The organism is Dyadobacter sp. AC419, from assembly GCF_979253085.1.
The window spans coordinates 43,664-56,201 of record NZ_CEEDCD010000012.1 but is presented as its reverse complement, the minus strand read 5'-3'; the positions used below and the strand labels follow the sequence as shown (position 1 = coordinate 56,201).

The window sequence follows — 12,538 nt, the reverse complement described above, 5'->3', positions numbered from 1 at the left end:
TAACAGTCATAGAATTAATTTTTTGAATGGAAGACGAGTCTCTAAGTTAAAATTACCCTGCCCGATGGTAGCGAACGGTTTTACCCAAAAGGTATCACTGCTCTTGGCATTGCACTCAGTATCAGTGAAGGATTGGCCCGGAATGTGATTGCGGCCAAAGTAAACAATGAAATTTGGGACCCGACGCGTGAGATCACGCAGGATTCCCTTGTCAAATTGCTTACCTGGAACGATGAGGACGGCAAATCAACGTTCTGGCACTCTTCTGCCCACTTACTTGCAGAGGCGCTTGAAGCACTTTATCCGGGCGTTAAGTTCGGAACGGGGCCGTCGATTGAGAAGGGATTTTATTACGATGTCGATTTGGGAGATCAGTCTATTTCGCAGGAAGATTTTCCGAAAATCGAGGCGAAAATGCTTGAACTGGCTCGCCAGAAAAACGAATATATCAGAAAGCCGATCAGTAAGGCAGATGCTTTGAAACTGTTTACTGAAAAAGGCGACGAATACAAGCTGGAACTGATTGACGGTCTGGAAGATGGCTCCATTACATTATACGAGCAGGGCACATTTACCGACCTTTGCCGCGGACCGCACATTCCAAATACAGGCTTTATCAAAGCGGTTAAGCTAACGAACATTGCTGGCGCTTACTGGCGTAACAAGCAGGAAAACAAAATGTTAACCCGCATTTACGGGATTACTTTTCCAAAACAAAAAGAACTGGAAGAGTATGTAACATTAATGGAAGAAGCTAAAAAACGCGATCATCGTCGCTTGGGCAAGGAACTGGAATTGTTTGCTTTTTCTGAAAAAGTAGGTCAGGGACTTCCATTATGGTTGCCGAAAGGCGCTATGCTTCGTGAAAGGCTGCAATCATTTTTGAGCAAAGCACAATCGCGTGCGGGTTATCTGCCGGTAATTACACCAAACATTGGAAGCAAAGAACTTTACGTTACTTCCGGTCACTGGGAAAAATATGGTAAGGATTCATTTCAGCCGATCAAAACGCCGAATCTGGGTGAAGAGTATTTGTTGAAACCGATGAACTGCCCGCATCACTGCGAAATTTACAAGACTTCTCCCCGCTCCTACAAAGATCTGCCATTGCGCTTTTCTGAGTTTGGAACGGTTTACAGATACGAGCAAAGCGGTGAATTACATGGACTTACACGCGTTCGCGGTTTTACGCAAGACGACGCACATATTTTCTGCCGTCCCGACCAGGTTAAGGAAGAATTTATCCGCGTAATTGATCTTGTACTTTATGTTTTCAAAACGCTTGGTTTCGAAGATTACAGCGCACAAATATCGCTTCGTGATCCGAATGACAAAGTTAAATATATTGGAAAAGACGAAGATTGGGAAAGAGCTGAAAGTGCAATCGTGGAAGCTGCTCAGGAACGTGGGTTAAGCACCGTTACCGAATTGGGCGAGGCCGCATTCTACGGTCCGAAACTCGACTTTATGGTGCGTGACGCATTGGGCAGAAAGTGGCAGCTTGGAACCATTCAGGTTGATTATCAAATGCCTAAACGTTTCGGACTGGAATATACAGGCTCAGATAATCAAAAACACCAGCCTGTAATGATTCACCGCGCGCCTTTCGGTTCTATGGAGCGTTTTATTGCCATTTTGATCGAAAACACAGCTGGACAGTTCCCATTGTGGCTTTCTCCTGATCAGATCGCTATTTTACCCATCTCAGAAAAGTTTGCAGATTACGCGGAAGACGTTTTCTTCCAGTTACAGGATCATGACATCCGCGGCTTTGTGGATCACCGTGATGAGAAAATTGGTCGCAAGATCCGCGATGCGGAAGTTACCAAGGTTCCGTTTATGTTGATCGTTGGAGAAAAAGAGATGGCAGAAGGCAAATTGTCAGTCCGCCGGAAAGGCGAAGGCGACTTAGGAAGTATGACAATAGAGGAGTTTATCGGCTTTTTCAAGAAAGAAGCTGCCATTATTTGATGATTTTCTAAGTTTTTGTTATTATTCCCGCACTAAGGCACTATTTTTGTGTCGGGTGTGTTAAATTTTTTGATTCAACAACAAGGCCCTAAAAAACACCAAACCAAGTTATATGGCATTAAGACCCCCGAGTGGACGGTTAAGAGTTCCCGAAGAACCTTATAAAATAAACGAACGAATTACAGCAAAAGAAGTACGACTGGTTGGAGAGAACATTGAACCAGGCATAGTTGATATCAATACTGCCCGCGCGCTTGCAAAGGCACAAAGCCTTGATTTAGTTGAGATTGCACCGACAGCGGTGCCGCCTGTTTGTAAGGTGGTCGACTATTCAAAGTTCAAGTATGAGCAGAAAAAGAAGCAAAAAGAGATCAAGGCAAAAGCTCAGAAAGTAGTCATTAAAGAGATTCGTTTCGGTCCTAATACGGACGATCACGATTTTGATTTCAAATTAAAGCATGCGATAAATTTCCTTAAAGAAGGTTCGAAAGTAAAAGCATACGTGCATTTTGTAGGACGGACAATTGTATTTAAAGAAAGAGGTGTTAATCTGTTGAACAAATTTTCAGAAGCACTTTCAGATTACGGCAAGCTTGAAATGGAGCCTAAACTTGAAGGAAAGAGAATGACGATCATTCTTGCTCCTGCACCAGCAAAAAAATAGTTTTCAGCCGTTATTGGCTTATATAGCATTGATTGTAAGATCGTGTCTTTGACTTTGTCAGGGACACGATTTTCATTTTATAAACATTTTCGCTAATTTCGCGCGCTGTTTTATATTTTATCAATTAATATTTTTTGAATCATGCCTAAAATGAAAAGCAACTCTGGTGCTAAAAAGCGTTTCGCGCTGACCGGCACTGGTAAAATCAAACGCAAACACGCGTTCCACAGCCACATCCTGACAAAGAAATCAAACAAGCGTAAGCGCGGATTGGTTAAAACTGGTCTTATCGATGTGTCTAATGTTAAGCAGGTGATGGCCATGCTGGCGAAATAATTTTCGCAGCCATTTTTTAAAAATACCAATTCTGGTTTTTTGTTCAACCCGATAGAAGGCATTTCAAGACTCATCAGAGCGCCGACCATCAAAAACAGTTAAATTATGCCACGTTCAGTAAATCACGTTGCGTCACGTGCAAGACGTAAAAAAGTATTAAAACTTGCGAAAGGTTATTTCGGCCGTCGTAAGAATGTATGGACAGTTGCTAAAAATGCGGTAGAACGCGGTTTGGCTTACGCATACAAAGGTCGCAAGCAAAAGAAACGTAATTTCCGTGCATTGTGGATCCAGCGTATTAATGCAGGAGCACGTCTTCACGGTTTATCATATTCTGCTTTCATCGGCAAGCTTAGTGCAAGTGGCATCGAGCTTAACCGTAAAGTTCTCGCTGACTTGGCGATGAATCATCCGGATGCGTTCAAAGCAATCGTTGATCAGGTAAAATAAAACAGCATCCCGCCTCTTTGGCGGGATTTTTTTATGTATTAAAAGGCTTTGTCATAGCGGCAAAGCCTTTTTCGTTTTTACACATTTCAAACAAAGAAAACCATGTTAGAACAGCTTCAAAACCTGATTCGGGAACATTCGCAGCAAGCCGTTGTTCAGAATCCCGAAATTCCCAATGAGCAGAATGAAGACGTTATGCATACTTTGACGGAGTCCATTACAGGAGATTTGCAAAATCAGGCACAAACCGGAAATGTCAATGGCATTAGCGGATTGCTTTCCGGCGCGCAGGGCTTGTCCGGCGGCTCTTTAATGAACAATCCAATGGTTGCCTCCATCGCAACAAACGCCATTGGAGCGCTCATGCGCAAATTCGGTTTGAGCGATCAGGCTGCTGGCAATGTGGTTGGTTCTATTCTTCCGGGCGTGTTAGGCGGCTTAATCGGAAAAGTCAATAATCCGAACGATTCTAGTCTGGACCTGGGCAGCGTGCTGGGTGGATTGCTGGGAAAAAACAATGATGCTCCGACACAAGCCAACGAAACAGAAAAAGGCGGTTTGGATATCGGCGGAATGCTGGGCGGATTGTTCGGCAAGAAATAGCGCAAACCATAACATAGCGATAAAATCTCGTATGCAGTAACATAGTACATTTGTTCAAAAAAATGTACTATGTTACAGTATAAATCCTAACCCGTACATGGAGTCAAGAAGAGAATTTATCAAAAAAGCGACATTGCTTACCGGAGCAGCGGGCATGTTCAGTGTCCTACCAGCTTCTATTCAGAAAGCACTTGCGATCGATCCTATAAAAGGAAGCACTTATCTGGATGCCGAACATGTCGTAATCCTGATGCAGGAAAACCGTTCATTTGACCACTGCTACGGCTCCTTGCGCGGCGTTCGCGGATTTAATGACCCGAGAGCAATTACACTTCCCAATAAAAATTCTGTTTGGCTTCAAACCAATGCATTTGGTGAGACCTATGTTCCTTTCAGGCTCAATATGAAGGAATCGAATGCAACCTGGATGGGCTCTCTGCCACATTCCTGGACCAATCAGGTGGATGCGCGCAATGGTGGAAAGTATGATCAATGGCTCGTGGCGAAGCAGCCAGGTCATAAGGAATATGCGAAAATGCCGTTGACGCAAGGATTTTATAACCGTGAGGACATTCCATTTTATTATGCCTTAGCGGATGCATTTACAGTCTGCGATCAAAATTTCTGTTCATCATTAACGGGCACCACGCCTAACCGGCTTTATTTATGGTCAGGCACGATCCGTGAGAAACCGGAACCTCAGCATTATGCCAATGTTCGCAACGAAAACGTGTCGGACGATGCCGAGGCGTCGTGGATGACTTTCCCTGAAAGACTGGAAGACAATGGCGTTTCATGGCGTATTTACCAAAATGAATTGAGCCTCGATACAGGCCTGACGGGTGAAGAAGATTCCTGGCTGGCCAATTTTACGGACAATCCAATAGAGTGGTTCACGCAATATCAGGTCAGGTTTCACACAGGTTATCAGCAATATCAAAAGGCGAGAATAAATGCTTTGCCCAGCGAAATCAAACATGCTGAGGAAAAGCTGTCCAAACTGGCGAAGGGAACCAAGGAAGCCTCAGATCTGCAAAAATCACTGGAGGCGAAGCACAAGGAATTGATTTTTGCCAAAGAAGAGATTGAAAGATGGAGCCCGGAAAATTATGAGAAGCTTTCGCAGCGAACCAAAAATATTCATCAAAAAGCATTTACAACCAACAAAAACGATCAGGATTACCGCAAAGTAACCACGGTAAAATATCTGGACGGAGACATTGAGCACGAGGCAAAAGCGCCACAGGGTGATGTATTGCATCAATTTCGCAGTGATGTGAAAAACGGAAGTCTCCCGACCGTTTCCTGGCTCGTTGCCCCTGAAAATTTTTCTGATCATCCGACTTCGCCCTGGTATGGCGCTTGGTATGTTTCGGAAGTGATGGACATTCTTACGGCAGACCCGGAAGTCTGGAAAAAAACCATTTTCATCCTTTGCTATGATGAAAACGACGGATATTTTGACCACGTGCCGCCTTTCGTAGTTCCAAATCCGTATAAGGAAGACACCGGTGCAGTTTCGGAAGGCATTGATTGCAAAACGGAATTTGTCACAATAGATCAGGATATGACCAAAAAGGACAAAAAGGAAAGCCGGGAAAGTCCGATCGGGCTTGGTTACCGCGTTCCATTAGTCGTTGCATCACCCTGGAATCGCGGCGGCAATGTGTGCTCGGAAGTTTTTGACCATACATCGATCCTGCAATTTTTGGAAAAATTCACCAGTCATAAATCGGGTAAAAAGATTGAGGAAACCAACATTAGCACATGGCGGCGCACAATCTGCGGTGATTTGACTTCAACATTCACGCCTTACGACGGCGAAAAAATAGCATTGCCCACATTCCTGGCGAGGACTGAGTTTATGGAGAGCATTTACAATGCGCAATTCAAGAAACTCCCAAATGCTTACAAGGCGCTGTCGCCAACGGAGATTGCGCAAATCAATGACAATCCTCTAGCGTCAACATGGATGCCCAAGCAGGAGCCGGGCACCCGTCCGTCCTGCCCGATCCCGTATGAACTATCAGCGGACGGCGCCTTTAACACTGCCAAAAATTCATTTGACATCAGGCTGGAAGCCAAAAATGGCACATTCCGCGACAAGGCAGCCGGGGCTCCGTTTGTTGTTTATGCGCCTGGAAAATACAAAAATGAGCAGGTAAGGGTCTGGAATTATGCCGTTAAAGCAGGTGATGCGCTGACTGGCTCATGGAAACCTGAAGATTTCGAGGGCGGCAATTATCATTTACGCGTTTACGGCCCAAATGGCTTTTTCAGGGAATTTCAGGGGGATAAGGCGTCTGGCAAAATCAAGGTTGGTTTTGAATATCATTTAGATAGAAATCAAAAACCGACTGGTAATGTAAGGCTGCGTATCGAGGCTGATAAACAACTGGCCGATAGCAGAATCTCCATCAAAGACAATGCATATCAGACTAACAGTCAGGAAGTAAAGCTCCAATCCCAATCGTCATCTGATTTATTAGCGGCTGAAATTCTTCTGAATCTTCAAGCCAGCTCACATTGGTATGACTTCTCTATTCAAGTGGATGAGCAGCCAGACTTTCTGGTTCGCTATGCCGGTCACGTCGAAACCGGGCAACTCAGCACAAGCGACCCGTTGATGGGACAGCTATTACAATCTTAAAGCAAATGGTGTTCAGGTTGCGATTTGCAGCCTGACACTTTGTCATTCCCCATTTCTTTCATTGTTTCTGGTACGGGCTTTTTAGTAAAGCCTCATATCAGCTGTTGCGCTCAGCGCTCCAGCGAATTAGTCAGAATCAAATTATACTTAACTTTAATATAGAACAATGGGAAAAATTATTGGCATAGACTTAGGAACAACGAACTCCTGTGTGGCTGTCATGGAGGGTAACGAGCCGGTTGTAATTGCAAACAGCGAAGGTGCCCGTACAACCCCTTCAGTGGTTGCATTCATGGATAATGGTGAACGCAAAATCGGTGCACCAGCTAAACGTCAGGCGATCACGAATCCCAAGCATACTATCAGCTCCATAAAAAGATTTATGGGCAAAAAATACGATGATGTAACAAGTGAGCAAAAAACTGTTGCATACACCGTTGAAAAAGGTCCTAACAATACGCCTCGTATTCCAATCGGGGACAGGTTATATACACCACAGGAAGTTTCTGCTTTCATTTTGCAAAAAATGAGACAAACTGCGGAAGATTATCTTGGTCAGGAAGTAACAGAAGCGGTTATTACGGTCCCTGCTTACTTTAACGACGCCGAACGTCAGGCTACAAAAGAAGCTGGACAGATTGCAGGTCTTGATGTGAAACGTATCATCAACGAGCCTACTGCCGCTGCCCTTGCTTATGGTCTTGACAAGCAGCATCTGGATATGAAGATTGCTGTGTTCGACTTAGGTGGTGGAACATTTGACGTGTCTATCCTTGAATTGGGTGACGGCGTTTTCGAAGTAAAATCTACTGATGGTGATACGCACCTTGGTGGTGACGACTTTGATCAGGTGATCATTAACTGGCTTGCAGACGAGTTCCAGAAAGATGAAGCTGTTGATTTGAGAAAAGATGCAATGGCATTGCAACGCTTGAAAGAAGCTGCGGAAAAAGCCAAAGTTGAATTGTCAAGCTCGACGCAGACTGAAATCAACCTTCCTTATATATTCCCGGTTGACGGAATTCCAAAACACCTTGTACGCACATTGACGTGTGCGAAATTCGAGCAGCTTGCTGACACATTGTTCCAGAGAATGATGGAGCCTTGCAAAAGAGCAATGAAAAACGCAGGATATTCTAACAGCGACATCAGCGAAGTAATTTTGGTTGGTGGATCGACGCGTATTCCTCGTGTGCAGGAAGAAGTTGAGAAATTCTTTGGCAGAAAACCTTCGAAAAACGTTAACCCTGATGAAGCTGTGGCGATTGGTGCTGCAATTCAAGGTGGTGTTTTGACAGGTGAAGTGAAAGACGTTCTTCTTTTGGACGTGATTCCATTGTCATTGGGTATCGAAACATTGGGTGGTGTTTTCACTAAATTGGTTGAATCAAATACAACGATTCCTTCGAAAAAAACGGAGACATTCTCGACTGCCGCTGATAATCAGCCTTCTGTTGAGATCCACGTTTTGCAAGGTGAGCGTCCAATGGCAAATCAAAACCGTACATTAGGCCGTTTCCACTTGTCGGATATTCCACCCGCACAACGCGGAACGCCACAGATCGAAGTAACATTTGATGTGGATGCGAATGGTATCCTGCACGTGTCTGCGAAAGATAAAGGAACAGGCAAAGAGCAAAAAATCCGCATTGAAGCTTCAAGCGGTTTGACAGATGCTGAAATCAACCGGATGCGTGAAGAAGCGAAAGCTAACGAAGCGGCTGATAAAGCAGAACGCGAAAAAATCGAAAAAATCAACGCTGCGGACAGCTTGATCTTCTCGACTGACAAGCAGCTGAAAGAATTTGGCGATAAGCTTTCGGAAGGAAATAAAACTACGATTGAAGGAGCACTTGGTGAGCTGAGAACAGCACACCAAAGCCAGGATCTTGCAGGAATTGACACCGCAATGGAGAAACTGAACGCCGCATGGCAAGCAGCTTCCCAGGAAATGTACGCACAAGGCGGCGAGCCGCAGCCAGGTGGCCCAACTGGTAATCCGCAAGGAAATCCAGGTGCCGCTGACAATGGCAGTGCAACCGACGACGTGACGGACGTTAACTTTGAGGAAGTCAAATAACAAGGCAACTTTAAAATCCCCGTCTTTAACCAGATGGGGATTTTTTTTACACGCAATGTGCTGAAAGTGTGTAATACAATACTGCAATAATCACGAATATAAAGGAGCCGTTTCTGGCATCAAATTTTATCGTTTCAGGTACAAATTCATCAGACTATCAAACCAAAGCCACTAAAATTCAAATTCAGTATGGACAGCAGAATCGCGTTACCAGAGTTGATGTATTTATCTCCTACAACCCGCGAAAAGGCGGTTACTATTGCACAGGAGCTTTTAAGAACAAACAATATTTCTCCTCGTGAGGCGGTTTCAAAGGCAATCTTAATTGCTAAAAACTGGGCGGTTAAAAATGTAAACCGTCGTGTTTGGAAAAAATTGAAGTCTTTTGAAAAAGAAATTATATGACGGGATTGGATCTGAAATTCAGGGATCAGGTTGCACTTGTAACCGGTTCTAGCTCAGGCATCGGAAAAGCTTGCGCAATTCATCTTGCAGAGCTTGGTGCCAAAGTCGTTGTTAATTACAGCTCGAATCAGGAAGAGGGTGAAAAGACGCTGAACGAAATTTTGTCAAAAGGCGGAAACGCGATTTTGGTAAAAGCGGATGTTAGCAATGAAGAAGAGGTGAAGGCTTTGTTTAATGAGACAATCAGTAAATATGGCCGCCTTGATATTCTGGTAAGTAATGCGGGTTTGCAAAAAGATTCTTCATTCCTCGACATGACACTGGATCAGTGGCAAAAAGTGATCGATGTCAATCTTACCGGTCAGTTCCTTGCTTGTCGCGAAGCCGCGAGGCAGTTTGTTGCACAAGAGAAAGCTAAAACAGAAGTTGACCATAGCGAACTTTCGATTGGGAAAATTATTCTGATGAGTTCTGTACACGATGTCATTCCCTGGGCTGGTCACGTGAATTACGCAGCTTCAAAAGGTGGCATAATGATGTTCATGAAATCAATCTCTCAGGAACTTGCTCCACATAAAATCCGCGTAAATTCTGTAAGTCCAGGTGCGATTAAGACTTCTATCAACAAGGATGTTTGGTCTGATCCGGATAAATACAAAGGCCTTTTGGAATTGATCCCATATAAGAGAATAGGAACGCCGCAGGATGTTGCCAAAGCCGTTGCATGGTTGGCGTCAGATGATTCCGATTATGTTAATGGCGAGACGCTTTACATTGATGGCGGAATGACCCTATATCCCGAATTTGCCGACAACGGTTAATTAAAAATTGCACTTCATACAAACGAAAAAAGCGCCAGAATTGGATTCCGGCGCTTTTCTTGTTTATAACACTTTGCTTATTCGTTGCTTACAAACTCCCCCTTCTCAACAGACCAGTCATTTCCAAAGAAACCGGCCATTTTCACTTCCTTCACGCCCTCTTTCAGCATATCCGTTGAAAAGATCATCAGATCCGGAAAACCGCTTCCACCGCTGAAATATTGATTCGCATTAGCTGCCTGAAAACCTTTCTTGCTCGTGCCGCTAATGACCGTGACCGACGCAATGTCGCTGTCAGCTCTCGGCCAAACGAAATAGGTCGCCAAATCGCCAGTAAATTGCTTATTTCCAACTACAATTTTACCCTTCGTCACATTCACCGGGCAATCTTTCAAGAGCACATTCCAGGCAGCATTAGTCTCCTTGTTACCATATAAAATTACGCCCCGATCTTTAAATTTCGCTGGCAGAAACTCTTTATCCGAAACAATATCGACAGCGCCGTTTCCACGATAATACCAGGATTCAGCGTCAAATTTGGCTTTCTCCAAAGCCCAGCCCGCTTCTTCCTTGCTTCCACCGGTTCCATATACAAACACCATTCTGTTTCTGAACGGATCTTTCAAAGTTCCGTTTCTCAAAATCCCTTTCTGCGATTTTGCAGGTGCATCAGTGATTTTCCATGCATTGTCTTTCGCCAGGAAAATAGTCTCATTATCAGCCTTCACCTGGTGTTCAATTGTCGACAGACTGTCCAATGTGATTTTCACATTCGTTCCGGCAGGGAAACTTCCCAAATCCAGCGAAAGTGTTGCAACATTGTTCGTCGACCCAGTGATCTTACCCTCTTTTTTATTCAAAGCCAATTGTATCCTGCTGTATTTGAGCGCAGTCACTTGTTGATGAATGGTTGCCCAACGCATCTTGGAAGAAACGCCCGGATTAGCTGTCATGAAATCGATCGCATTGACCGCTGTATCTTTGGGAATGGAATGCCAGCTAAAAAAGTTGAAAATAGGCGGCCAATCCACGCTGATGTCTCCATACCAATGCTCGCCGCCAATGTGCTCGTAGTAACTGAAATCACGGTGGAATTTGCTGAGAATCTCACGCATTTGTCTCGCGTATGTCACGGGCACGGTCCTATCTGCGTCTCCGTGCGCGATATAAACACCCAAACTTTTATAATTAGAAATCAGTGCAAGCACATTGCTCGGATTGCTGGCCCTTAACATAATCGATTCGACGGGCGAACCTGCGCTGTCCGGAATCACGCCGTCATGCGAGCCATAAGATGACAATGTCGGATAACCTGCCGATGGCGCAATCGCTGCCCATTTTTCAGGATAAGTTGCTCCCAAAAACCATGTTCCGTGCCCACCCATGGAGTGGCCGGTCAGGTAAATCTTTGCAGGATCAGGATTGTATTGTTTTTTCGCAATCGCCAAAACCTCGAGAGCATCCATTCTGCCCCAGTCTTCCCAGTTAAATCCACGCGGACGACGGTTCGTTGGCGCAACAACAACCCCCCAATCTTTCGGCTTGTAAGCCCGCGCCTGACTGATCGCCTGCACTTCCGCGCCGTGCACAGAAAAGAACAATGCGGGTTGCTCCTTTGAATCTGACTTGATCTGCGGAGAAACTGCGTAATACTGCACACTTCCGTCCAAATCACTGACAAATGTTCGGCTGTATTGCTTGTTTTCTTCAACAACCTGAATGTTAACAGTCTTTTTATCAATGGCTTTACCCCCTTGCATTAAAGTGATTGAAACCTCATGCTTGCCCACTGGCAGATCCGTTCCATTTGTTATAAATCCGACTTTCCGTAAAGCAGTTGCCTGCACCACGGGAAGATTTGTGCTGATTTCCTTGCCTGAAACACTCGCTTTGATTTGAAGTCCTGACAAAGGCTTTTGTGTTGTGTTGGCAACCACCACCCCGATCCATAGCGAATCGTTTCTCAGACCGGGTACGACATCCGGCAATGTAATGTCTTTTGTATCCAGGAAAACCGGCTTTTCGGGAAAAGTTAGATTGGCAGTAACGCCGCCAAACCGGCCAAAGCGTGCGACACGCGCATAAATTTCGTTCGTGCCTTTCTTCAAACGAACCGGCAAATTCATCCACCCATAACGATACATGTCGCCACCGCGTGGGACGCCATTGAAGAAAAGCATGTCATGTCCGGCAACAGTTAAGATCGCCGTTTGCTCCTTATCCGATTGATAGGTTAAATAAACATAGCCGTTTGAAAAGGAATCTCCACGCAACCGATGCGTCGAATCGGCCTTCACTTTTTTCCACTTAATGTCCTCGCCTTTCGCGTTTTTCAATAAAGTGATTCCATCTTGTGGCTTTAACAAAGTGCCGTTATATAACTGATAAGCAAGCTGATCCGTATATAATGCTTCGCGCCCGTATTGATGGCACGGACCTACGCCAAGGCCTTCTTCGAAATGGTAAATCTTTTGTGCAAACCCGGAATGCAGGGCTGCAAGGAGTGAGATTAAGGTCAATAAATAACGCTTCATTAAAAGGTCAGGTGTTTTGTGATG

General features: G+C 44.8%; 10 protein-coding genes. 9 read left to right on the top strand and 1 reads right to left on the bottom strand.

The genetic code is table 11. From position 1 onward, the window contains the following. The first annotated feature begins 51 nt into the window (after positions 1-51). From thrS to AC0IYG_RS05430, 9 genes are all read left to right on the top strand, one after another. A complete protein-coding gene (thrS, locus tag AC0IYG_RS05470; RefSeq protein WP_471710337.1) occupies positions 52-1,971 on the top strand; it encodes a threonine--tRNA ligase in 1,920 nt (639 codons plus the stop codon). 112 nt (positions 1,972-2,083) lie between these two features. Next, a complete protein-coding gene (gene infC / locus AC0IYG_RS05465) occupies positions 2,084-2,635 on the top strand; it encodes a translation initiation factor IF-3 (RefSeq protein WP_250770227.1) in 552 nt (183 codons plus the stop codon). Between the two features lie 141 nt (positions 2,636-2,776). Further along, positions 2,777-2,971, top strand: a complete 195-nt coding sequence (gene rpmI / locus AC0IYG_RS05460) for a 50S ribosomal protein L35 (RefSeq protein ID WP_026631509.1) — start codon at positions 2,777-2,779, stop codon at positions 2,969-2,971. Positions 2,972-3,076: 105 nt separating this feature from the next. Next, the gene (rplT, locus tag AC0IYG_RS05455) at positions 3,077-3,421 is read left to right on the top strand and encodes a 50S ribosomal protein L20 (protein WP_471710053.1); all 345 of its coding nucleotides are present in this window, start codon (positions 3,077-3,079) and stop codon (positions 3,419-3,421) included. 102 nt (positions 3,422-3,523) lie between these two features. Then, the gene (locus tag AC0IYG_RS05450; protein WP_471710051.1) at positions 3,524-4,024 is read left to right on the top strand and encodes a hypothetical protein; all 501 of its coding nucleotides are present in this window, start codon (positions 3,524-3,526) and stop codon (positions 4,022-4,024) included. Between the two features lie 97 nt (positions 4,025-4,121). After that, positions 4,122-6,674 (top strand): phosphocholine-specific phospholipase C, encoded by a 2,553-nt coding sequence (locus tag AC0IYG_RS05445; RefSeq protein ID WP_471710050.1) that lies wholly within the window; start codon positions 4,122-4,124, stop codon positions 6,672-6,674. A gap of 166 nt (positions 6,675-6,840) precedes the next feature. Then, positions 6,841-8,754: a molecular chaperone DnaK gene (gene dnaK, locus AC0IYG_RS05440; RefSeq protein ID WP_471710049.1), complete on the top strand. Its 1,914-nt coding sequence runs from the start codon at positions 6,841-6,843 to the stop codon at positions 8,752-8,754. A gap of 189 nt (positions 8,755-8,943) precedes the next feature. Further along, positions 8,944-9,159, top strand: coding sequence for a hypothetical protein (locus AC0IYG_RS05435; protein WP_471710047.1), 216 nt, complete (start codon positions 8,944-8,946; stop codon positions 9,157-9,159). Further along, entirely contained in the window at positions 9,156-9,980 is an 825-nt protein-coding gene (locus AC0IYG_RS05430; protein ID WP_471710045.1) for an SDR family oxidoreductase, read from the top strand. Before AC0IYG_RS05435 ends, AC0IYG_RS05430 begins: the two co-directional genes overlap by 4 nt. A 77-nt stretch (positions 9,981-10,057) precedes the next feature. On the opposite strand, the gene AC0IYG_RS05425 is transcribed toward AC0IYG_RS05430, so the two are convergent. Further along, on the bottom strand, positions 10,058-12,514 hold the full coding sequence (locus AC0IYG_RS05425; RefSeq protein WP_471710044.1) for a carboxylesterase family protein: 2,457 nt from the start codon (positions 12,512-12,514) through the stop codon (positions 10,058-10,060). Between the last annotated feature and the right edge of the window lie 24 nt (positions 12,515-12,538).